This window comes from Vibrio sp. 9-16B-A1 (assembly GCF_056726165.1).
In genome coordinates this window covers 140,691-163,691 of record NZ_JBSDZD010000012.1, presented here as the reverse complement: position 1 = coordinate 163,691, position 23,001 = coordinate 140,691, and the positions used below count along the sequence as shown (strand labels likewise).

Annotated in this window: 25 protein-coding genes; 21 read left to right on the top strand and 4 right to left on the bottom strand. The window is 48.4% G+C overall.

The window, feature by feature from the left end; all coding sequences use genetic code 11:
- The first annotated feature begins 76 nt into the window (after positions 1-76).
- A protein-coding gene (locus ACVB80_RS18580; protein ID WP_481081072.1) for an IS3 family transposase occupies positions 77-1,188 on the top strand; the annotation gives its coding sequence in 2 pieces (ribosomal slippage) (positions 77-329 and positions 329-1,188; 1,113 coding nt in all).
- A 492-nt stretch (positions 1,189-1,680) separates the two neighbouring features.
- Here ACVB80_RS18580 and ACVB80_RS18575 read toward each other — a convergent pair.
- Positions 1,681-2,241: a glycoside hydrolase family 108 protein gene (locus ACVB80_RS18575; RefSeq protein WP_481082784.1), complete on the bottom strand. Its 561-nt coding sequence runs from the start codon at positions 2,239-2,241 to the stop codon at positions 1,681-1,683.
- A gap of 107 nt (positions 2,242-2,348) precedes the next feature.
- On the bottom strand, positions 2,349-2,753 hold the full coding sequence (locus tag ACVB80_RS18570) for a hypothetical protein (RefSeq protein ID WP_481082783.1): 405 nt from the start codon (positions 2,751-2,753) through the stop codon (positions 2,349-2,351).
- A 114-nt stretch (positions 2,754-2,867) separates the two neighbouring features.
- On the opposite strand from ACVB80_RS18570, the gene ACVB80_RS18565 reads away from it, so the two are divergent.
- Positions 2,868-3,920 carry a tyrosine-type recombinase/integrase gene (locus ACVB80_RS18565; RefSeq protein WP_481082782.1) on the top strand — a complete coding sequence of 351 codons (1,053 nt, stop codon included), beginning with the start codon at positions 2,868-2,870 and terminating at the stop codon, positions 3,918-3,920.
- Positions 3,917-4,180, top strand: a complete 264-nt coding sequence (locus ACVB80_RS18560; protein ID WP_481082781.1) for a GroES family chaperonin — start codon at positions 3,917-3,919, stop codon at positions 4,178-4,180. The genes ACVB80_RS18565 and ACVB80_RS18560 overlap by 4 nt, the downstream gene beginning before the upstream one ends.
- A 43-nt stretch (positions 4,181-4,223) precedes the next feature.
- Here the strand turns inward: ACVB80_RS18560 and ACVB80_RS18555 are convergent, their stop codons facing one another.
- Positions 4,224-5,702, bottom strand: a complete 1,479-nt coding sequence (locus ACVB80_RS18555) for a hypothetical protein (protein ID WP_481082780.1) — start codon at positions 5,700-5,702, stop codon at positions 4,224-4,226.
- A gap of 389 nt (positions 5,703-6,091) precedes the next feature.
- On the opposite strand from ACVB80_RS18555, the gene ACVB80_RS18550 reads away from it, so the two are divergent.
- The 5 genes from ACVB80_RS18550 (at position 6,092) to ACVB80_RS18530 (ending at position 11,793) form a co-directional block, all read left to right on the top strand.
- Positions 6,092-6,775 (top strand): hypothetical protein, encoded by a 684-nt coding sequence (locus ACVB80_RS18550; RefSeq protein ID WP_481082779.1) that lies wholly within the window; start codon positions 6,092-6,094, stop codon positions 6,773-6,775.
- Positions 6,776-7,219: 444 nt separating this feature from the next.
- Positions 7,220-7,750, top strand: a complete 531-nt coding sequence (locus ACVB80_RS18545) for a hypothetical protein (protein WP_481082778.1) — start codon at positions 7,220-7,222, stop codon at positions 7,748-7,750.
- Positions 7,743-9,341 carry a hypothetical protein gene (locus ACVB80_RS18540; protein WP_481082777.1) on the top strand — a complete coding sequence of 533 codons (1,599 nt, stop codon included), beginning with the start codon at positions 7,743-7,745 and terminating at the stop codon, positions 9,339-9,341. The genes ACVB80_RS18545 and ACVB80_RS18540 overlap by 8 nt, the downstream gene beginning before the upstream one ends.
- Positions 9,338-10,699: a hypothetical protein gene (locus tag ACVB80_RS18535; RefSeq protein ID WP_481082776.1), complete on the top strand. Its 1,362-nt coding sequence runs from the start codon at positions 9,338-9,340 to the stop codon at positions 10,697-10,699. Before ACVB80_RS18540 ends, ACVB80_RS18535 begins: the two co-directional genes overlap by 4 nt.
- Before the next feature lie 5 nt (positions 10,700-10,704).
- The gene (locus ACVB80_RS18530) at positions 10,705-11,793 is read left to right on the top strand and encodes a hypothetical protein (RefSeq protein WP_481082775.1); all 1,089 of its coding nucleotides are present in this window, start codon (positions 10,705-10,707) and stop codon (positions 11,791-11,793) included.
- 332 nt (positions 11,794-12,125) lie between these two features.
- Here ACVB80_RS18530 and ACVB80_RS18525 read toward each other — a convergent pair whose 3' ends face one another.
- On the bottom strand, positions 12,126-13,136 hold the full coding sequence (locus tag ACVB80_RS18525; protein ID WP_481082774.1) for a hypothetical protein: 1,011 nt from the start codon (positions 13,134-13,136) through the stop codon (positions 12,126-12,128).
- Between the two features lie 215 nt (positions 13,137-13,351).
- Between ACVB80_RS18525 and ACVB80_RS18520 the strand changes: the two genes are divergently transcribed.
- From ACVB80_RS18520 to ACVB80_RS18460, 13 genes are read left to right on the top strand one after another with little or no spacing between them, the layout of a single operon-like run.
- Positions 13,352-15,916, top strand: coding sequence for a hypothetical protein (locus tag ACVB80_RS18520; RefSeq protein WP_481082773.1), 2,565 nt, complete (start codon positions 13,352-13,354; stop codon positions 15,914-15,916).
- A gap of 59 nt (positions 15,917-15,975) precedes the next feature.
- Positions 15,976-16,560 (top strand): ABC transporter ATPase, encoded by a 585-nt coding sequence (locus tag ACVB80_RS18515; RefSeq protein ID WP_481082772.1) that lies wholly within the window; start codon positions 15,976-15,978, stop codon positions 16,558-16,560.
- Positions 16,561-16,566: 6 nt separating this feature from the next.
- Positions 16,567-17,094: a hypothetical protein gene (locus ACVB80_RS18510; RefSeq protein ID WP_481082771.1), complete on the top strand. Its 528-nt coding sequence runs from the start codon at positions 16,567-16,569 to the stop codon at positions 17,092-17,094.
- Positions 17,084-17,398 carry a chromosome partitioning protein ParA gene (locus ACVB80_RS18505; protein WP_481082770.1) on the top strand — a complete coding sequence of 105 codons (315 nt, stop codon included), beginning with the start codon at positions 17,084-17,086 and terminating at the stop codon, positions 17,396-17,398. The genes ACVB80_RS18510 and ACVB80_RS18505 overlap by 11 nt, the downstream gene beginning before the upstream one ends.
- Positions 17,395-18,000: a phage adaptor protein gene (locus tag ACVB80_RS18500; protein WP_481082769.1), complete on the top strand. Its 606-nt coding sequence runs from the start codon at positions 17,395-17,397 to the stop codon at positions 17,998-18,000. The genes ACVB80_RS18505 and ACVB80_RS18500 overlap by 4 nt, the downstream gene beginning before the upstream one ends.
- Positions 17,993-18,493 (top strand): hypothetical protein, encoded by a 501-nt coding sequence (locus ACVB80_RS18495; RefSeq protein WP_481082768.1) that lies wholly within the window; start codon positions 17,993-17,995, stop codon positions 18,491-18,493. The genes ACVB80_RS18500 and ACVB80_RS18495 overlap by 8 nt, the downstream gene beginning before the upstream one ends.
- Positions 18,493-19,026 (top strand): hypothetical protein, encoded by a 534-nt coding sequence (locus ACVB80_RS18490; protein ID WP_481082767.1) that lies wholly within the window; start codon positions 18,493-18,495, stop codon positions 19,024-19,026. The genes ACVB80_RS18495 and ACVB80_RS18490 overlap by 1 nt, the downstream gene beginning before the upstream one ends.
- Positions 19,026-19,601: a phage baseplate assembly protein V gene (locus ACVB80_RS18485; RefSeq protein ID WP_481082766.1), complete on the top strand. Its 576-nt coding sequence runs from the start codon at positions 19,026-19,028 to the stop codon at positions 19,599-19,601. Before ACVB80_RS18490 ends, ACVB80_RS18485 begins: the two co-directional genes overlap by 1 nt.
- Before the next feature lie 8 nt (positions 19,602-19,609).
- Entirely contained in the window at positions 19,610-19,957 is a 348-nt protein-coding gene (locus ACVB80_RS18480) for a GPW/gp25 family protein (RefSeq protein WP_481082765.1), read from the top strand.
- Positions 19,954-20,817: a baseplate assembly protein gene (locus tag ACVB80_RS18475; protein WP_481082764.1), complete on the top strand. Its 864-nt coding sequence runs from the start codon at positions 19,954-19,956 to the stop codon at positions 20,815-20,817. Before ACVB80_RS18480 ends, ACVB80_RS18475 begins: the two co-directional genes overlap by 4 nt.
- Positions 20,817-21,566, top strand: a complete 750-nt coding sequence (locus tag ACVB80_RS18470) for a phage tail protein I (RefSeq protein ID WP_481082763.1) — start codon at positions 20,817-20,819, stop codon at positions 21,564-21,566. The genes ACVB80_RS18475 and ACVB80_RS18470 overlap by 1 nt, the downstream gene beginning before the upstream one ends.
- Positions 21,563-22,117, top strand: a complete 555-nt coding sequence (locus tag ACVB80_RS18465) for a phage tail-collar fiber domain-containing protein (protein WP_481082762.1) — start codon at positions 21,563-21,565, stop codon at positions 22,115-22,117. The genes ACVB80_RS18470 and ACVB80_RS18465 overlap by 4 nt, the downstream gene beginning before the upstream one ends.
- Entirely contained in the window at positions 22,114-23,001 is an 888-nt protein-coding gene (locus ACVB80_RS18460) for a hypothetical protein (RefSeq protein ID WP_481082761.1), read from the top strand. The genes ACVB80_RS18465 and ACVB80_RS18460 overlap by 4 nt, the downstream gene beginning before the upstream one ends.

The following is a 23,001-nucleotide window of genomic DNA, read 5'->3' as shown; positions in this document are numbered from 1 at the left end:
TGTAACCCTCCCCAAAAAACTGGTCACTAGTAATTAGAGCTTTTCCGTTTACACTGAAACAAACGGAGAACGCATGATGAAGAAATCACGCTACACAGAGACACAAATCGTCAGGATCCTCAAGGAAGTGGAAGCAGGCCGAAAGGTCAATGAAGTTTGCCGTGAATATGGCATCTCTGATGCGACTTACTACAACTGGAAATCCAAGTATGGTGGTATGGAAGCATCGGATGTGAAACGCCTGAAAGAGCTTGAAGATGAGAATCGAAGGCTCAAACAGATGTTTGCTGATCTCAGCCTTGAGCATCGCATTGTCAAAGACATTCTGGAAAAAAAGCTCTAAAGCCAGCGGTTAAACGGGAACTGGTCGATTATGTTCGCAAACAGTTCCAAACCAGCCTGAGAATGGCCTGCCGCGCAGTTGGCATCAGTGATTCGGTATATCGCTACCGGCCAGATCCTCACCGGGATGATGAGGTGATAGCCAAACTTCAGGAAGTAACTGAGCGGTATCCTGCATACGGATTTGGCAAGGTATTTGCCGTGCTCAGGCGTTGGGGGCATGCATGGAACCATAAACGGGTTCATCGTGTTTACTGTTCTCTGAAACTGAACATGCGCCGCAAGGGCAAAAAACGCTTACCCAAGCGCGAGCCCGCGCCCCTGATATGCCCGGACTGGGTCAACAGCTGTTGGTCTATCGACTTTATGAGTGACTCACTGAACTGTGGCAGACGCTTTCGCACATTCAATGTCGTGGATGACTTCAACCGTGAAGTACTCGCGATTGAAGTGGACCTGAATCTGCCCGCTCCACGGGTGATACGGGTTCTCGAACGTATCATTGCCTGGAGAGGCTATCCCGGAAAACTGCGAATGGACAATGGGCCAGAGTTTATCTCAACCGCTTTGGCTGAATGGGCAGAAAAAAACAAGGTGGAACTTGAGTTCATTCGGCCAGGAAAGCCCACAGAAAACTCGTATATCGAGCGTTTTAACCGGACGTACCGGACAGAAGTTCTGGACATGTATGTGTTCAAAACACTGAGTGAAGTCCGGGAACTGACGGAAAACTGGATGAGGGAGTACAACGATGAACGCCCTCATGAATCACTGAATGATCTGACTCCCTGGGAGTATTTAGCAAGGCATGAAAACAGGAAAACCTCTAATTTAGAATGCCACTAAAACAGGGAGGGTTACAATTTCATGAGATCAGGGCGCTGAGTATCCACCTGTTTGACAAAGCTGGCTATGACCCTCAGGCCCGGGCAGCACACACAGATTCACGAAGCACGAAGGTTTACAAGGAGGGGCACATTCAATGGATTACCGTGCCGCCGGCAGAGCTTTCGCTGGTGTGAGTTTTGGAACCGGCCAAAATCAGAGGCATTTCTGCTATACGTTTTAATGAATGTCTATTCGGTTCGTTAGGAAGGCAGGATAGGGAAGCCCAGATACAACAAAGCCCGCACAAAGCGGGCTTCATTATAAAATTTGGTGGGTCCGGGCGAACTCGAATCGCCGACCCCTACCATGTCAAGTCTGGCTTCAAAATCACCTAACCTATTGAATAAAATAAAAAAGTGCCAACTTTGGAGCTTTTTGGTGATACACTTTAGCTCAAGCGCATGTAATTAAATCAATAGGTTAGGAGAGGGTTTTGGAACCGTTTTTGGGCTAACTAACCCGGTTTTTCATCCATCCATAAACAAAGGTTTCATTCTTTTCCCGGGCTTCGGTTATATCGAGATAGCGTGCCCCCTGGCTGCAATTGAGAGACTTCCAGAGAACAATCTGTCCTTCATCACCACGCTTAGCAATAAAGGCCTGCAGCGCGTTTAAGGTGGCCTGGCCAATGTGGCCATCAACAATTAGGTCCTGGAAGTAGGTTTGCTTGTTGTTATATGCATTCAGCCATCGCTGAAGGAACTTCGCCGCGACTGATTTACCCATGTTGATGCCGGTATCTATCAGTTCTTCACCGACAATAGGGCTTAGTTCGTAAACAGCATCAAACTTGGGGGCCTTGATATACCGGGCGGTATAGATCTCACTGGCTTGCTCTTGTGTTAGCTCTGCCATCAACCCCCGGTAGCCGTACTTTCTCGCCGTAGTTTCAGTAATCCCCCACGTAGTATCACCACCTAAGTCATCACTGTTGTTTGAGCGGTGACCCTCTTTCTTCAAAACCTCGTTAATGATTTGCGCGAGTGAGCGTGTCTGTACGTGATTACGCATAGCTTTCTCCTTTGTGACTACACGTATTCTTATCTTGCTGAAAATCTCATAGGAGGGCGTCCCAGGGCCGGTATTAAGGGTATCCCCCTTATAGGGGACGCCCAGCATTAGAAACACGCCTTCTCTCTTCTGATGGTTGTTCCCCCGCACCCCCGAAGAGGCATAGGGGCACCCGGATTGAGGCTGTGAGCGTGAAAAAAAGATGACGGCTCGTTTGCCTCTGCGCAAGTTTCGGGGGCACAGGATTTTATGCTAACCTCTGGAGTTGTGGGACTCACTGCTTTCCCCTTTGATTTTATTGGTATTTCCTCAATCTGACTTCCACAGGTCACCCTGTTTTTTCCATGGGTTATGTCTTTTCTTCCACAAGTCTGTTTTTGGTTGTTTTCGCCGCTTTTTCTTTCTTTTCTTTCTTTTTTTATTAAAAAAGAGAGAGATAGAGAGACTAAGGAAGAAAGTAGGCATTGAGAGCAGTTCCACATGTTGGAAATACAGGTGTTTTTTTGTTCCATGGGTTTTTTCCTGATCCATGGGTTGATCCATGGATTATTTTAACCCCTCCTTTGGCCTGCAGGCCCCGTCAATACTGGAGTTAGTGAGTTCTACAAGGGTGATTCCACAAGTCCATGAATAATTCTGCCCCTACCACCAAAATGCAGTCTCAAAATGATGATCTCGATCTCATTAGGGAGTTTCTGACCTGGAAGAAGGAAAACGAGAACTGCAGTTCCCGAACTGTGAAGAAGTATCATGGGTTGCTGGTACTTCTGACGCAGTTTCTGCCTGGCCGCACTCAGCTTGCATCACTTGCTGACCTGGAGAAGTTCTCTGGTGGGTGGTTGCATCATCGGGGTTACTCCGCAGCATCACGTAAAGTAGCGGTAGCAGCAGCAGCAGTTCGTGGCTTTTATAACTATCTGGCCAGAAGGAATTTGATCACTACCAGCCCTGCAGCAAACCTGGTTTATCCAAAGATTGGCCGGCGCCTGCCTCGGTTCATGGGGCTCAAAAATGCTGAGTCTCTTCTTTTCCAGCCTGATCTTGATAGTTTTTCAGGCCTGCGGGACTGCGCAATTCTGTCATTAATGATTGGTTGTGGGTTCAGAGTTAGCGGGGTGTGTGAATTAAACGAGTCAAATTTGATTTGGTATCAGTACGAACAGGCAGACAGGTTAGCAATACGAGTGAGTGAGAAAGGAGAAAGAGAACGAGTGATTCCTGTACCGTGTGAAGCAATGTTGTTACTACAGGCGTATCTCGGTCATTCGGAGTTATCGCTGATTGATAGGCTACTTACTGATGGTGACCAAGTGCTATTTGTGAACGTAAGGAACCGTCATATCCCTGAATGGGAGCATCGAGGGGACCTTAGACGAATCTCCCCTAGGTCAGTAGACCGAATGATAAAGAAATATGCTTTGCGGGCTGGCGTTCCTAAAGAGTATGCTCATCCCCATGCTCTTCGGCACTTATTTGGTACTGAATTGGCTGAGTCTGATGCTTCTACGTTGCAGATTCAGTCATTGATGGGGCATGCTGATCCAAAGACTTCTGAGATATACGTTCATATATCAATGCGAAAGATGACTAGTATACTTGATAATGGTAACCCATTAGGGAAAATTACTACGCCAGTAACTGGACTGATTCATGAAATCAAGAAAGGGGGCATACTTTGAAAATAAAGCCATTACATGATTGGATTCTTATTGAGTTAAAGAGGGGTGGGATTGGTGAGGGGAGGTTGTTTAAAAAATTAGTGCCAATAAACAAAGGAAATGTGGTGTCAGTTGGAAAAACAGCTAAAGAGATTAAAAAGGGAGATTTAGTGTCTTTTAACCCTTATGCTGGATATTTGTTAACGGTAGGTGATATACCCTATGCCTTCTTGCATGAATGTGATGTTAATTATGTGATTTGCGGTGGTTACGGGTGTTGAGGTTGGTATGAGTCTAGTTTGTATTGACTCATACCTTAATTTTTTACATTGTATCTATATTGCTGTATGCGTGTTGAAGTAGCTCATTCCTATTGAATGTATAACTGAAGATGGAGTTTTCTAAATCATGTGCGCTATCTACTAGCTTTCTGTTTATCTGGCCGAGCTCATCTCTGTATATTACGGTTAACTCATTCTGATGAACATCCTTAGTTGTTAACCATAACTTCCCTTTAGTATTGGCTTTTGTTATGTTTTCTCCGGTCTTAAGAGTGATTTTAGAATTCTCACCTAACTCTAGGGATATGGTAACCAGATATTCGTCATTGTCAATTATCTCTAGAGAGTTTATTATTTTTGACAGAGCGGGTAGAGAGTTGGAGTTCATGATTGCCAGTCCTTGTAATATACCTTCTGATAGATATATTTTCTCAATGTCAAGCTGTCGAATGAAAGGGCTTGAGGTCTTGTTTGGGTAAGAAAGTATAATTGCTTTATCGGCAAAGTCACTAATTTCAAATGACGCTCCTGCAACAAAGATTTTATTGAGAAGCTCGATGGGAAGTTGTAAGTTATTAGGAGTGGATTCTTCAAAGTAGATATGACTTGGGTTATCTACTAAAGCTAATGCAATCTCAAAGTACTTGACTAACCAGTGGTTATTTGCATCCATTCTTTTTAGTAGCTCTTCTGCGTATTCTTTTACTTTATCTAATCTTATTCTTTCTTGCGCGTAATAAATTGCCATTCCATGTTTTCTATGTTTGTCCGTAGTAGTTGTGAAATTATTATCTATATACTCTGTAGCAAGTCTTTTGTTTGTGTTTAGCAAGACATCAAGAGCTTCGTTTTTTAAATGGTCACTATTGCTGTCTAGTATTTCGATTGCAATATCCATTATGTTTATGTCGTGGGAAAACTTACCCATAAAAATACGCTGCTTCATTGCTTGGTCAATATGTCCGGGCTCAGTCATTATATTGACAAATAGCTCTGATCTGTAATCGCCATAAAGCATGTTCATCCCCATCGTAAAGTTTGCCTCATAAATACTCATGATGTCTGAATAATCCGCTAAGGATAGCTCTTTTTTGTTGGCTATTCTTACAAGGTCTGACAGTTCATCCTTTGATAACTTAAAAAATCTTCTTCCTCCAATTTTTGCGCGTTTATGTCTTATGTAGAGTGAGTCTAATAATTGCCGGTCTCGAATTTCTAAGATTTCTTTGTGTAAGGGTGAATCATTATTGTCAAACTTTAACCACAAGTTTACTTTTTCTTGTACAGTTTGGTTAGCACTTTTCATTATATTTTGATACCCAGCATAAGCGATTAATATAATTAATACTGACAGTGCTAACCCAATGAACTTAACGATGCTAATCGTTTTGTCAATGGCTCTTTCACTGATGTTGCTATTTTGTGCTATAACTTTATCTTCTAGTCTTGAAACATGCTCTTGATAGCTCTTTTTTAACTCATTCAAAGATTCATCGTATTGATTGTGATGGCTTTCTGACATATCAGTTGTCTACCTTCTAGATTTTGTTGTGATTCTACGACTTAACGTACGCTAGTGTGTTTATAACGAATTATTATGATATGCACTCTAACTCATTTGTGCAGTCTATGCGATCATGTGATATGGCTATACTATGATTAACTGTGTCTAGCTCTCACAAAGTCCTAGAACACATATAACCCGTCTTTAACTTTATTCCGAAACTTAGATATAATGGGTGTTGGCGGCCGATTTTGCGATGTTAGGGAACTGTTAATAATAACGAGCAAACCCGTAAGTGTGACATTCGTCACCACCTGCACATACTGTCAGATTGTGCAGTTCAGATATTAGCTGTGGTGTCCGAGCCCTTGTGATTACTCAATGTAGTTTTCATGGATGGTTAGGAAATGTGCAGCTCAATTCTAAAATCTTTACCCATTCTTACTGATCACCAGATAGATGCCTATGGGGTGGGGGCTCGGCATAGAGATAAGTGCCTGTGCTCAGGGGGAGGTGGGTACCCGGATAACTGCACCAGTTTTGAACTTTCGTTAAGCGCCTCTGAGCTTCAAAAAGCGATGGCATGTTTGCCGCTGGCTGAACACTGGAAAGCTATTGCCAATCATCTGGGACCAGAGCTCTGGTTAACTCTGTGGTCCAGGCTGGAAACCCTTCGGGCTGAAAGACAGCTTCGAATTATGGTTCCGGATCTTCCGGACCAAATCAGAGAAATGGATGAGGCAGAGTTTGAAACCTGGCTTGATGCACAAACGCTATCTGCAGCCTTTTTTGAAATCTACGTGACGGTAAGTTCTGAGCAATACCGCTTCATCTGGAAAACACTTCACGCGGTAGCATGTCGCCCAAACCGCCGGCAGTTTCGGATTTATGTGCCAGCTTATGTGAACTGGCCCAATCATCTTGAAGGCATTCTTCTTTTCGAGCTTTTAGTGTCTGGCGTTCCTAAGCCCGTGGTGAAAAAGCAACTGCAGAAGTTGATGGGGCGCTCCCCATCCGATACCCGGTGTAACCGTCTGCTGCGTTTAGTTCGTAGTTATCAGCCCCTCTTAAAAACATCTGTAAACCCGTAGGTTAGTGGCATGAGTGATAAATCCGCTAACACGCCCCGTGAGATGGTCACTTTCAAGTGCTCAGCTTGCCAATACACATTCCGGGCAGTACCAGAACGAGTAGAAGATGAGCCTAAACGGGCGCATCCATTCCGCTATTTTGCAAAATGTACTGGCTGTAAGAGCGAGGTTCAGCAAGTCCCCTGGGAGGTTGGGCAGTTCTGTGCAGTTTTGGCCGCGACCGGCCCGAAGACAACAGAAGGTAAAGCGCGTTCTGCTGCCAATCTGGCTGCAGTGAGTGATCGGGCCGTGAGCCGCTTTAATGCCATGAAGCATGGGGCCAATGCTAAAACTGCTCTGTTTTTCCCTGCCAGGCCCGGGAAATATCCGCAGTGTGATACCTGTGATGTTGACCATGCATATTGCCAGGCACAGCCGGCGTGCATGAAGCGAACAGAGTTGATGATGCAGCACCTGATAGCGTTTCAGTCGGGTGATCCTTCCAAACTTACCGAAATACATGCCATTAATCAGGCCAATCTGGCCGCAATCTTTCAGGACATGATGCAGACCATCGTGGCTGATGGGGTAGCGCTGCGAAATCCGGTTTACGACTTTGACAAGGAAGGTGGCTTTCATATCGGTCGGTATAAAGACGATTCTGGCCAGATGCAGACGATTGAGGAAGTCAAAGCGCACCCTCTGCTCAAACCCATGCTCGATATGCTAAGTAAAAACAACCTCTCCATGTCTGATCTGAATATGACTCCTAAGGTTCAGGTAGACCAGGGGATTGAGATGGGCCGAACCATCGACCAGGAAGAAGAGAAAGAGTCAGCACTCGAGTACCAGCGCAAGATGACGGAGGATATGTCAGGTCTCAGAGAGCTGATTTCCCGTTCACGTCAGCGTGTTCAAAGTGACGAGATCTTGATTGAGCACAACCAGGAACATGGCGCGGAAGATGCGGATTTCACAGAGGTGAATGATGGCTGAGCGGATAACTGCATCGCAGCGGATTGAAATTCAAAGCCTGGCCGAAAAAGAGATCCAACGCTACGCCGGCAATCATGGTATGTGGCACAAACACGTACATAACGTAGAACTGGACCCCATGCAGCTGTTGAAGATGGAGGAAATGGACACTTTCCCCAACACGGTCGATAACAGCTGCCGGCGAACCGGAAAAACTGCAGTTAAAGAAATGTACCTGCTTGAACACAACGCTGTTCATTGTGATCAGGAAGGGGGGATAGTGGCCCCGCGGGAAGCTCAGAGCCTGGTCAATCTCAGTTATCACCTCGATGCTATACGCCGTTCCGATATTCTCAGTGGTTACATTGCTTACAAGTCTGGCCGGAAGCAGCTGGCTGATACCTACTATGAGTTTTCGAACCGTTCAAAAGCCCGGGCTTACGGGATCATGGCGAACGTTGATGGCGGTGACCTGACCTGGGCATCTCTGGAAGAGGTGGACGACCTTGATGCGGATCGTTTGTATGGCCGATTCCTTCTAATGATGGGTTCCAGCCGCCGTCTTGGTGCAAGTAAGAAAGCGGTTAACAAGCCTCAGATAAGGACTACCGGTGTATTTAAAGGGGCTGATGTTCTCAGTGGGCTGATTGACTCTGGCGAATACCACTGCCTGCCGACCGTAGATTGTTATTTGGGGATTGAACTCGGCATTTTGAACGAAGAGTTCATTATGTCGATGCGTAAGCAGCTTCCGGAGGATGAGTACATACGCCAGCTGCTTTGCATCAACGTAGCTGCAAAAAACCTCATCTGGGAAAAGTACATTCGTTACGCCATTCAGGTTGGTGCCAGAATCGGTCATGAGCCGGTTTGCCCCGAACCTTATACCCGGTACAAAAAGCGCGGTGTTCTCTCATTTGGTTATGACCATACCGGCCACGGTGAAAATCTGGCTTCTTCCCGTTCCTCGCTGGTTGTTGAAGAACAGGTAGGGATGTTCTCTGTCGTCATATTTTGTAAGACCTGGCACCCGGGGACTGATGAAGGCGTGCTTCGAAAGGATCTGGTCGGATTCTGGCGATACTTCCGGCCTGATTATGCGATAGGGGATGCGTTTGGCATTGGGTTGCTGACTCAGGTTAACGATGATCTTTTTGAACAGGGTCTCACTGAAACAGACCGCAGGGCGATAGGGGGAGGAGAAAGCACATCTTCCACCTGGCCTGAGTGGGCATTTTCTCCACTTCGCTTTGAGGGAATGGCTAAACACCAGATGGCACAAAGCCTGCGTTCTGCCTATCACAACCGGCAGATGGTTCTGCCGTATGTGGATTACCGGGAGGGCGACCCCGAGGTAGAGGATTACGCCAACCTGCCAAGGCAGCTCAAAAACATCAAACCCAGCCTGGTAAAAGCGGGCAGTTACAGCAGTTATCAGATGGTGAAAAAGAACATAGGCGATGATCTTTTTGATGCTCACATGGCTTCACACTGGGCGTTAGTGACTCAGGGTTCCGCACCGGTACCGAGCATTATCACCATCAATCACCGAACCCGCGATCAGTTGCTTGGGGCGCCGAGTAACCTCAATTTGTTAAGGAACCTGACATGAACATAGCGTCTCGTATTTGGGCGGCGATCAGAAACAAGCCTCTTTCTTCTGCACCAAATACATCTGGCAACCAGGAGGGAGCCCGTTCTACTGAAATTGGTCATATCGCGGATCCTGAACGTTCAGTTCAGTATCTGTATGAGCAGATGCAGTGTGACCCAAACCTGAGAGCAGCAATCATCACTCTGCGTCACATGGATAAAATCGATCCCCGGGTTAAGAAAATCCATCGCCGGATAGCGAGAGACGCGACGAAAGGTGGCCTAAAACTCCACTGGGTAGGGAAGGAGAATAAGCGAGTCACCAAACTGTGGGGTCAGTTTGTTACCCGTCTGCAGCTTGATAATCGGGCCAAGCTGATGAGTGATGCGGGGGGCATGGCAAAGGAAGGAAACCTGCCACTGCAATGGGTGATCAATGAAGCTGGTCAGGTCGTCAGTGCTATCCGGATGCCTACTGAGACAATTATTCCGATAGTCGATCAGACAGGTCGTTTTAAAGACCCGAAGAAAGCATACCGGCAGATAGACCCTATCAGCTGGCAGGAGCTGTGTACCTTTCCATTGTGGCAGCTCACTCTTTCCCGCCTTGACCCTGATAACTTCGATGACATGGGATGCATGGGGCGCCCTTATATGGACGCCAGCCGGACTATCTGGCAAAAGCTGACCATGACAGAAGAAGACCTGGTTATCCGCCGCCGGACCCGGGCACCACAAAAACTGGCTCATTCGCTGGAAGGTGCAGATACCAATGCCCTGAATGAATACCGTGAGCGGGTTGAAGGTGAAAGCGGAGAAATAGCAACGGATTTCTATGGTAACAAGCTCACCGTGACCGCGGTGGGTGGTGATGCCAATATGGATCAGATAGGCGATATATCGCTGCTGGTTGATGCCTTCTTTTCCGGAGCCCCGGCCCCTAAAGGCCTGTTTGGTTATGTTGATGACTTGGCCCGGGATGTCCTGGAAGACCTGAAGCGGGACTACTACGAAGAGATCGACGCTCTGCAGGATGCATTAGCTTATGCGTACCAGGACGGATTCAGGCTGCAGTTGCTGCTGGCCGGCTTAAATCCAGACTCATACAAGTTCCAGATCCAGTTTGTAGAGCGTATGACTGACACCAAAAACCAGCGAGCAGACCTGGCGCTCAAATATCAGGCTCTTGGCCTGCCAAGAAAACTGGCGTGGGAGTCTGCAGGAGTGGATGTTCAGCGCGCTGAAAGCATGCGGGATGATGAACGAAACAGTTCAGACCCATACCCCGAGTATCACGAGCCTAATTCATCGAAAGTCAGTATTACCCCGGGCAATCAGCCCAAAGGGGAAAGTGCAACGTCAATCAGTAATGGGTGATCACTATGAGCGATAACAACCGTACTCAGGTCAAAGCGACAATCCGCCGGGCAATGAAAGCGGCGGAACGGGCAACAAATGAACTCGATGGCGCCGCGATGGCAGAGCTTGAGCAACTGTACAAATCTACCCTGGTTGAAATTCAGGTTCTGGTTTCTCAGTCTGCCGATGAATTAGGCCAGGTTCGTCTTTCCATGCTCAGCCAAGTAACCCGCCAGATAGAAGATATGCTGCAGCAGCTAAATCAAACTCAGTCAGCAATGGTGCAGGGCTATGTGGTGGAAGCGGCGAAAAACGGCGGGAACACATTTGCAACCGGTATTGCAGCAGAAAAGGTATCGGGCGCTATCGATGCCGCGGTGTTGTCAGTCCGAACTATAAATCAGAAGGACGGTTTACGGCTTAGTGACCGGTTGTGGCGGATCAACCGCCAGGCTCACGATGTGGTGAGTACAGCAGTAGAAAGAGCGGTTATTCTGGCTAATTCCGCTGCAGAGGCTGCTCAGGATTTTCAGCGCCGAAGTCAGCCGGTACCCGCTGATATTCAGGAACGTCAGAAGCTGGCAGATTCAGCTCAGCTGCAGCGCGTTATGGCCGAGACGCTGATGCAGGATGAAGGGGCGCCGTACTATCAGATTAAGCGCGTGATGCGTACCGAGATAAACCGGGCTCATGGTGTCGCATTCCAGAACGCGGCCTTTGAAGACGAGTTTGTGGTAGGCACCAAATTTAAACTCAGCCCCAATCATCCGCGCCCGGATATCTGTGATATGCATGCCAGGGTGAACTTATATGGTCTCGGGAAAGGTGTGTACCCCAAAGGGAAAAGCCCATGGCCTGCGCACCCGAACACCCTCAGTTATGAGCAGGTTGTGTTTGTCGATGAAGTGACAGAAGCGGATAAACTCGGCGACAAAAGCTGTATGGACTGGCTGAAGCATCAGAGTCATGCCGGTAAAAAAGCAGTATTGGGGCACGATAAGAAAGTCGCCGCATTCGATAAAGGTCTGTTGAAAGAGTCCATGCTGGCCACCCCGTGGAAATATCTTGAACCCGGCTTCAGGCATAAGGGAATTGATGTTGATGCCCTCTAACGTGCCGAAAAAATGGGCAACTATAGGGATGTAAGTTCAGATATAATATCTACGTCAGTAATAAGGCTGAAGGACTATGAGCCAGGCAAGCTAGGAGATAATAATGAATACGGCAGAAAAACTTTCACAACATCCATCCCAACTCCAAACCAAGACTGTTACCTGCGTATGTGGTCACCGAATTTGTGACCGTGAGGGGGTCATTCGCTCGCGGTGTGTCAAGATCCATGAAGGTACTGCATTGTGCCGTTGTAAGCGATGGGTTAAGGTGCTGAACGGTTAGTATGGTAAGCGGACGTGCTAGTAATTATAACTAGCATCGTCGTTTGAACTTAATCCAAATGCAATAAATATAATTCACCACTCCTGTTAATTTTTTTCATATTGGGGTGGCAAATGTCGGGGATATGTCTAAACATTACTTGCATTGCGCTGAGGTTGCGTGAGTTGTTTTTTAATTCAAAGCTAACCATTTCCCGCATTCTATTTTGATTGACATCTTCGAATGATAGCTCTTTTATTATGTTGTGCATGGAGGTTGCGGCGATTATGTAATTGTTGAGTCGCCACATTGTCATCTGTGATTCGACGGAATCAATTTCTCTTGTCAGCCAAGAGTTTAGTTCTACTTCGCTTTCTGGTATTTCAATTACATCAAACATAAGCTGAATAGTTTCGATTGGTATCTGTTTGTTTGCTTGATTTAAATATATGTATAGCAAGTTTAGTTCAAGGATTCGTTGAATTTCTTCTTGGCTAGGTGGTCGGTGTGACGTGACCAAGTGATATAGAAGGGGGTCTTCTTTTACAAGTGGTTCTAATTTTTTGTAAAGGGCTGGTTTTTCAGAAAAAATAGATTTAGTATACTCGCCGATATCAATTGTTTGTTCTTTGACTTGTTTTCTGGTTAAGCTGTTCCATTTTTTGCTTGACCAGTCATGATTGCTTTTAAATATATCTGGGTTCAGATTGGTTTCGCCTTTGCATATTTCCATGAATGGACTTGTTTTTCCAATGGCAGTTGTGGCGGATAATATCTCAATGGTTGAGTTATCTAACTTGTCATATTTTATTGACGCAGATGAGAAGTTAAGGTTTTCTCGGTGCAATGCTACACTTGTAAATATGCTAACAGATGCCAGTATTATGCTTACAATGGATGTTATTGCAGCGATTACTGATATTTTGTTTGCGCTTACTGCAATCTTGTTTGATAGTTTTGTTTGTTCTATTGCCGCTTCCTCAAGAGCTATTAGTGTCTCATTTGAGCGCGCTAGTTCAAGATTTGTTTTAGATAGCATTATCTCTAAGTTATTTGATGATGCTTTATTTCCATTGCCCATTTAGAGTTCTGTTTGATTTGTTGTATGCTGTATGCTAGTTGATTAGTCATGTTTATGGCAGCGGTGTGAATTTATTTTGTGTGTTTCGTCTCATACTACATAGTGTAATCCCTCCCAACGCCCCCCCGCCGCTGACATCCTTGCGATATTGATGGCGACCGAGCCCCTGACTTGTTCAGGGGCTTTTTTGTTTTAGCGCAAAGGAAACAGACTGCATGGGTAAAACACTTCTCGCAGCCGGTGTGATACTGGCTCTTTCATCATCTCAACCTGAAGGTGTAATCCACCTGCTCTCTGATGCTGTAAAGGTGGATACCTGCAGCAAGCGTACTGTTGTCACAATTACCCGAACCGGCAAATTTAATGACCCCCGATACGGCGAGTTTGAACTGACCCAGTCGATGTTTGACTCCATGATCCAGAACTTCAATGAGAATGCTTATGGTCAGGAGATCAACATCGATATAGCGCACCAGCCTGAGAATGGTGCAGGGGCGGTGGTAAGACGCCTGTTTACCGACCGTGGTCGTTTACGTGCAGAGGTGGAGTGGTACGAACTGGGCGTTAACAAGGTTTTAAAGGAAGGCTTCAAATATCTGAGCGCCGAAATTCATCCGAACTATGTCAGCAATGAGGCTGATGGTGAAGGGCAATACCGCCAGTTTGGCCCAACTCTGCTTGGTGCCGGTCTGGTGACCCGTCCCTGTATTAAGAACCTGGACAAAATCGAACTCAGTGAAGGAAGCCTTCACGATTGCCCAACCTATCTTTCCGAGTCTCTTGCTCAAAAATTCTCTGAGGAACGTCAAACCATGTGGAAACAACTTATCGAGCTGTTTGAAAAGCAGCTGAAAGGTCTGAAACTGACAGCGGAGCAGCATGCTGCCATGGTCAAACTGCTGACCGACTCGCTGACCGGTGTCAGTGATGAAGCGCAGGCCAAAGCGCTGAGCGAACAGTTCCAGTCTGTTGCAAAACAGCTTTCTGAATCGGGCACGGCAGATACGCCGGTTATTAACCTGAACGGCGTCAATGAATCGGATGTACTCCGCATTCTTGCTGAGCAGGATGCTAAAACTAAACAGGCAGCAGCTGAACAAAAAGAGAAGCTGGCTGCTAAGGTCAAAATCTTCACTGATGCAATCGACGGCGCCGAAGGCCTGAGTGATGACGTTAAGAAAGAGCTGAAGGAAAGCAGTGACCTGATCACTGCCGAAATGACCGATGAGCAGGTTACCCGACTTGCAGAAAACCAGGTGGCTCACGGTAACCAGAAGATGGTTTCCATTCAGCTTTCAGGTCTTGGATTTGGCAGCACGACAGGTCAGGTTGTCCAGACTCCGGATCAGCAGCGTGAAAGTCTGCAACTGCAGGAGCAAATTCACGGTAACCTGCGTAACACCAATACCTTTGCCCTTGGCCAGCTGAGCCTGGTAGAAGAGAACGACCTGCCCGTTTTTGCCCGTCAGGTACTGGCGGAATTTGACCGCCTGCATCACCGCCAAATCCATGCAGAGCGTCTGATGCTGTCTGGTCAGGGCAGTGCGAACGTTATTGCAGATACTGAGTTGCCGGTATCAGTTCAGCGTGAAGTGATCCGTGAAGCCCTGTCTGATCTGAATGTTCTGCAGCTGGTTCAGACACTGACCGATTTCAGCGCGGCAGCAACCACCAATATCCCATACGAACAGCGTGATGTGTCTGCTGTGATGGGAGATGGCATTGTGTTCGAGCACGGTACCATTCCAAAAGTGAAGAACTCGCAGCGTATGGATCTGGCTTATGTATTGCCAATGAAGGTCGCGTTTGAAGTTTCAAACGAGCTGCTTCACTTTTCCAAGTCTTCAGCCATTAACTGGGATGCCTGGGGTCGCAATGTGGCTACCGCAAGCCGCATCATCAAGGAACTGGTTGCCCGCCGTATCCTGAACACCATGCAGCGTGTTGCGGACTCATTCCTGGCTGCAGATGAGACAGATGAAGACATTGCATCGCAACTGCAGGGGGCCGCTACGTTTAAGTCAGCTCACTTCCCGGTGGTTGCTCAGCATCAGCAGTTTGATCTGCAGGGCAATACCATCGGTGCTATGGAAAATCCGATTGTACTGACCATTGATGGCGCTGAAGTTAAGCCATTCGATGGTTCCGGTAAGCAAGACGCGGGTACCTACTATGTGGTGAACTCGTTCAACCTGGGTAAGTTTGTTCTGGTTGATGAAAGTGGTGCTCCAAAAGCCGTGACCGCATCAAGCGCGAAACTCAGCTACAGCTACGCGACCAACATCCAGAAGGTAGACAGCGACGTACCAAACGGTATGGCGCCAGAGAAGCACTACAACAAGCTGATCCAGGCGATTGGCCGTCGTAAAGCGATTATGAAAGATGACCGCTTTGTTACCCCGGACTTCCTGCTGATGTCCAATACCCTGAATGACACCTGTACCAATGCCGAGCAGTTTGTGGCATCGATGCGCCGTGATGGTTCAAACACCAACGCGCAGGGTGATTTGGAATCTGTGAAAGCACTGCCGTCTTACTCCACCAATGCACCAGCAACCCACCTGGGTGATGAGCGTATTCTGATGGGGCAGCGTGGCACGCTCACGTACTCAATCATTAAGCCTTACACACTGAGCGAAATGCAGGAGGCGCGAGACGCTAATGGCCAGCTTAAAGGTGGTAAGGAAGCCTACGCCGAAGAATACAACGCTATTCACTGTCCTAAACCGATTCGTAACCGGTTTACCAGCGTACTGTTCTACTCAGCTTCAAGCCGATAGTCGTACACTTTGCCCCAGGGTCTGGGGCTTTTTTTCTATTTGTTCAGAAGGTAATCCCCATGATTTTGACGCCTTATACCAACAACAGCAACCAGTCAGTGAACATCGGTGGCCGTACAGTTCTGCCCGGTGAAACCCGTGAAGTGGATGCGCGCTTTGCACCAGCTACGCCTGAAATTAACCGCGGGCTTAAGATCTTCTACATCAACTTTGAAGAGTCGGACCGATTCTTTGGCACAGTGAAAGTGGCACCGGGTGCGTTTGCCCGTCTGTCGGTTATTCACTTTGAAAACCCCAATACGGCAGATGCTGGCCAAGTTCAGGACCAGGTGTTCCTGAAGCTGCTTGAGCAGCCGATTGCGTCAATCACCCCGTTTGTTTCCGAGCTGACTGATGCAGAACTGAGCCGCATGGCCGAGCTTGAGCAAGAGTCTGAAAAGCGTAAAACCCTGCTGAAGTATATCGACAATGAGCTAGCTGTTCGTGAAGCTGAGCGAAACTTCAGCCCTGAAGCGTTTGTGGCTTCACTGAAAGAGCTGAATGACGAAGACCTGAACCTGGCACTTCTGGATGCAGGCGGTAACCAGGTCAAAATCGCTGCCATCCAGGATGAACTGGCAGCGCGTAAGACAAACCAGGAGTAACAGGCCATGTGGGATACGATTAAATCCATGCTGGCAAAAGCAGCCCCTCTGGTTGGGGGGCTGGTTGGTGGGCCAGCAGGTGCCGGTGTTGCGGCTTTGATTGCCGATAAGTTGGGTGTAGAACCGACACCAGAAGCGATAGAAGCCGAGCTTAAGGCAAACCCTGATGCGCTGCTCAAAATTAAAGAGATGGAGAGCGAAGAGCGGGTAGAACTACGCAGGCTTAAGATTCAGGAAACAGGGTTATTGCTCGGACATGAGCAAGCCAAGATGGCGGATACACAGGACGCCCGAAAACAGCATAAAGATCACTGGATGCCATGGGCCCTGACGATCATTCTTGCTTTGATGGTCAGTGGTATGTTTGTAGCTCTATATATCGGAGAACCACCGAAAGACTATGCTCAGGTGTTGATCATGATAGCGGGTACAGTTCTCGGTGCATTTGGTACCGCTGTTGCTTTCTGGCTTGGCAGCAGTCAGGGAAGTGTAACCAAAGGCAAACAGCTTACCGGAGGTATTGATGGGCGCTGATGTTGCTGAACGTGGTATCTCCCGGGGAGAGTTCGCTGAGTTCCGGAGTGAAATGCGTGAATGCATGCAGCAGCAAACCGAGTTGATGCGTCAGATGGTTGAGCTTCAGACTAAGCACAATAACCTCGAATCTCAGGTAGGCCGGCAGAACCGCGACATTGAGAGCCTTGAAAAGCGGGTTCTCCCTCTGGAGCAGAACCAGGGTGGTACCAATATCAAAACCCAGTACAACCGTGATCTTATCTGGATGTTGCTGGGGCTGGCTATTGGTATCGCAGGTTATGCATTGCGGGGTGGCTTATGACTTTGAGTGAACTGACCACTCAACTGCAGTCGGCGCTGATGGACAGCGCCGAACTGGTTTCAAGAATGGAAGAGCAGATCATCACTACGGCTCTGGCTGATTTGAGCCGGTACCGGCCCCAGAAGAAGATCTCAACGATCATCCTGATACCTGGCCAACTGGTTTATCCTGCTCCGGCCGGTTTTATTGATATCTGTAATGTTCTGTATGGTCAGACGGTCCGTTCCAGTCTCCAGCCGTGGCAGGAAGGGTATCCGAAGAAGCTGCCGAAACTCTACAAGCTCGAGCAGGACGAAGGATTTGCTGTTCAGCTCTCTCATTTCCCGGCTCAAAGTACTTTGCTCAGCTGTGGTCGTGACCTGACCTATACCTACTATGCGGCGCGGACAATCCGTGATGATCAGATTCTGCTGCCGGCAGAACTGGAACCATTGCTGTTACTGCGCTGTCTGGCAGAAGCAGTGAAATACATCATGGTGCACCAGTTGAACAAAACGGTTTCGGTCCGGAACAGTGTTGGTGGTGAAGCGAAAAACGGCACGCCGGCTGCGGTTCATCAGCAGTTGATGGAACAGTTTATCCGCCAGGTGAAAGATGCGTGAACTGGGCATTTCCGTTGATACGTCCGCTCTCGATGAAGCATTCAGAGAGGCTCCGGCGACATTAACAGCTTATCTCAGACAAGGGATCAAGCGTGCCGGTTCGGAAGTATCCCGCACTGCGAGAGAAGAAACTCCGAAAGCGGAATCCACATTAACGCATTCTATCCGAAGCAATGTGGTTGGCGACCTGCAAAGGCTCATCACAAGTAACCTCAATTATAACGAGTGGGTGGTTTCTGGTACCGGCCCTCAGGGGATGCCGCCACTGCAGTCTGTTATGGACTGGGTAAAGGTAAAAAGACTGCAGCCGCATAACCCCAAACACAACCAGCGGGATCTGGCGTTCATGATTGCCAGGTCTGTCGCCAGAAACGGCACATCCCCTAACGATTTCTATGACCGCGCCGCGGATCAGAACTCAGATAAAGTCGCGGATATTCTGAATGCGTCAGTAAAACTGGCCTTACGCAGTATCGGATTAAGGAGCCTGTAATGGCACAGGAAGATCGCAATATAAACACCATCATCAATGGCGTTCTGGCCGGGTTTAAAAACAAACATCCTGAGCGAGAGGTAACACGCAACTGGCAGGACCGGAGCGCGTACAAAAATCGGGATCTGGAAGGAGGCGTTTTAACGGTGATTTACACCGGAGAGATCCCGAACGATATCTATAACACCTACGTTAAGCTGCTGGTTATCGGCCGCATCTATTGCGGTGCCTCTGCCAAAGGGGAGGAGGTAGAGCAGGCTGAGCTGGACTTCCTGCAACAGTGGCGGGAGTTCTGTGGCTCAAGCGAGTTCGGCAATATCTCCCTTTTGTCTGTTTCCACGTCTCAGCAGCAGGAAGCGCCGGATGGTTGGTTTATTGCTGAATGCCGTGTCGGCCCGTTTGATCTGGCGGGTGAAATTGACTGGTTGCCAACCGGACCAGAAGAACTGCCAGAAAGCATCGCAGCCTCTCAGGCACCAGAGATAGGGTTTGGCAACGAGGATGACTACTTCACGGTAGATGAGGACTTCTGATGGAGCTTACTCAGGCCCAGCTAATCAGGTACCTCTGCGAGATGATCCAGTTTGGCACCATCATAGAGGTACAGGCCAATCCGCTGCGTTACAAAGTTCGGTTTGGTGAGAACCGGACCAGTGACTGGCTGCGTTCGGATGTTGGTCATGCTGCCCAGGTTAAAGACTGGCATCCGCATCAGAAAGGCGAGCAGGTCATGGTTATCCGGCCTTTCCGTTCTCAGGGTGGGGTGATTGTTGCCAGCCTGAATCAGACTCAGTTCGACCAGCCTCAGCAAGATCTTAACCTGTTTTACCGCGAGTTCCCGGATGGCAGCTGGCTTAAATACGATATGAAGAACCACCTTCTTTCGGGTTTTGTTAACGGCCAGGTGGATCTGGTAGCACAGGATCAGTTTCGCATTGAGTCACCAAAAATCGTCATGGTCGGGGATATCGAGCATGACGGGAACCAAAAGAGTACTGGTGATATCGCTGATGGCGTGCGCTCAATGGCGGAGGACAGGGAAATCTATAACAGCCATGACCATCCGCACGGCGACCCTACCACGGGTAAAGTCAATCAACAGCAGTAGAGGGTGATATGGCAACGGGTATATGTGAGAAAACCGGACAGATCATAGATGGTGTAGCAGAGTTAACTCAAAGGCTGCAGCGCTGTATGCGTACCCGGCTGCGGACACTGCCCCTTGGGCGGGGGTATGGTTCCGACCTGCCCAAATGTATTGACGGTAAAATCACATCTGAGCTGCGAATGGATATATATGCCGGTGTTGCCAGCATGATTGCCCACCCTCCCAATGAGTTCGCAGGCGAGATAAAACTCAATAAAGTGTGGATAGAGCCAGGTGAGAATGAAGTGTCGGTCGGAATGAGCGTGACACTTTTGTTTGATGGCCGGGTAGAGGAAATCACAGGTCTTCGGTTATGAGTCAAATCGACATTTCAAAACTCCCACCGCCTGAGGTGGTGCAACAGCTTTCTGCAGGCGTTGTTCGCAGCAGAATGCTGGCGCGCTACGCTGAGTTGCAGGGCGTTGAGATGCCGAAAATTGGTGATCCGTTATATAACGCCATGTCTTCAATGTCAGAAGAGGTGACCCGTGCCAGACAGGAGTTTCAAGACATCAGCCTGGATAATATGGTGGCGTTCTCCAATGGGGCTAACCTGCAGCATTTGGGTGCGGCCCGTCCGGTAGAGAAGTTTGAGAAAGAAACGGATGACCAGTATCGCCGACGTATCCAAATGGCTCCCGAAGGTTTCAGTACCGCCGGGCCAGATGGTGCCTATATTTTCCATGCCCTGAATGCTCATGAAGACGTACTCGATGCCAGTGTAGACAGCCCGGAAGAAGTGATCGTCAATCAGTATATTCTGAGCCGGGTGGGTGATGGCACTGCTTCTGCAGAGTTATGCCAGGCAGTTTATCAACATGTAAGCGCGGCGCTTAAACGTCCACTCAGTGATAAATACAGTGTTCTGCCGGCAGGCATAATGACGTACCGAATTGAAGCTGAGCTGGATATGCCGGAAGGTCCGGGCGAATCCCAGACCATTGCCACGGCGAAAACCAGGCTGCAAACGCTGGTTGAAGAGACACATATGCTGGAAGGCATGGTGTCTCTTTCTGCAATCAGCGCAGCGGCTCATGTGCAGAAGAGCAATGAAGCGGATGCCAGCTTCCAGCCGGTACGTGATGTAAAGCTGATCTCGCCAGTGAGCAATATCGTGTGTGACAAATCTCAGGCTCCGTACTGCACAGAGATTTTAGTCCGAAGGAAGGTGGCGTGATGGCGGCATTTGTCAGCAAGTTACCACCTTCTGCCAGCAGCATGGAACGGGCTCTGGAACAGGTTTTCTGGGAGGAAATTCAGCTCATTGAACGTGATATCCGGAGCTTTCTGAACCCGTGGGAGTGCCGGGTTGATTTGCTGCCTTATCTGGCGTGGGAACTGAGCGTGGATGACTGGGACGATACCTGGCATGAGAGCATCAAGCGCGGAGTTTGTGCCAATGCTCTGACAGTCCATATCTACAAGGGCACCCGGGGTGGGGTAGAAGCAGCACTGGATGCTCTGGGTGTAAAAACCGATCTGGTTGAGTGGTTTGAAGCAAATCCGCCTCTTAAGCGTGGCCGGTTCGAAGTGACAGCATGGGCGAACAAAAACCTGTCACCGGGGAAGGAAGCCTTTCTTTCCGAAGATCTTTATAAACGCATTGCTTCAGCGGTCGACAACGCCAAGAACACCCGCAGTCATTACGATATGAAAGTCGGGGCTAAGTTTGGTCCAAACACTTTGGCTGTGGGCAGTGCGATTACCAATCCAACCGCAATGGCCCGTTGTGACACCAATGCGGTTCAGCAGCCGCTGGAAAGCGAAGCTCAGATTGGTATGGCGATGGCAGGCAATGGTGCCTGCCTGACGCGTCAGACGGCAACCGCCGAAATTAATGCTCAGCCAGAGCCTGCAGCTGTAGTAGCTGCAGGAGTAGCAAGAGGCTGGGCGGTATTAAGAGTCAGAATGGAGGCCGCGGCGTGAGTGATACCGTTGCATTAGTACCCGTAATTACCAGCAAAGGTTTGGCCGCAGTATTCAACGCGACCAATGACGGCTTTGCCGCAAAGATCACTCATTTTGCTTTAGGTGACCATGGCAGAACGCCGAGCAAACATGAGTTGGGTCTGGTCAATGAGCGAATGAGAATTCCCGTCGCTGGCAGCCAGCGTATTGATGATTTCCAGATCCACGTAACAGGGTTACTCTCTGGCGGCGTTCCTTTTTGGGTGAAAGAGATTGCGTTCATCCTCGAGGATGGCACCACACTGGCCATTTGGTCAGATACGGATCCCTTGGCTTACTATTCGGTTAAGGTTCCTCTTCTCCTCGCTTTCGATCTGGTGCTCGCAGCATTGCCGGCACAGTCGGTAACGGTTGAGGGTACCGGAGCTAATCTGAGCCTGGCAGCATGGGGAGATAAATACATTTCAAACGTGGCTGCGACGATAACTACCGGGACGGCAACGATACGGAATGCTCGAGCTAACATGCAGATGAGTGAAAAATTGAGACAAATGGAGAAGAGTTCATGAGTTTAGAAGACAAGGTCATGCTTCTGGAGAAACAAACGTCTGAGCAGGTAGCTGTGTCACAGGAGTTGTGCCAGGAAGTGTCGGGCAAGATGGGGGAAATTGATCAAACAGTTGCCGAAGCACAGAAAAAGTTTAACGACTTTATCTCTGGAGACTTTGAGCTAAATGTGAATGCTGCCAAGAGTGTTAAGGTGTTCATTGACCCTGTTGCTGGTGATGATGCCAATAATGGTGAAAGTTCATCGCAGTGCATTAAGACCTCTGAGCGGCTGAAGAACTTGATCGATCATGACTACGACTATATTCGTATCGTAGTCAGGCAGGGCACGGTTTTTGAGCTGATTCATTACATTAAAGCAAGGCGGGCAATTACCATTGAAAGCTGGAACGCTAATGATGGAGCGACGGATCGCCCTGAAGTTAAGCAAGCCGTTTCCACGTACGCCAATTTTGTTGCGCCCTATGTCTATCTGACTAACGTCAAGGTCAGTACATATCGAGCGAAAGAGAACGAGGTACTTCCCGAGATCTACAAAAACCGTTCTATTTTTGGCTCGCAAACCAAACTTCGGATGATCTTCAGTGAGCTGGATATCAACGATAACCAGGTATTCCACATCCACGATGCAGGGTCTGGTGATGATTTCCACCGGCGCTCAGTGAGCTTTTATCAGTCAGGCATCAGGGTTCTGGCAAGTGCCGCGGGTGTTACCGGTGCCCAGAAGAAACTGTTTTCTCGATTTGGATCTGCGATTGCACCTCCGGTGGATTTGTTTGGGGTGTATTTTTCTCTTGAGTTAAATGGCCAGCACGCAAACCTGAGGGAGCTGTTGGCTATTCCTGATACCTACGTGATCACAAATCTAAACCTTGATATGGCATGA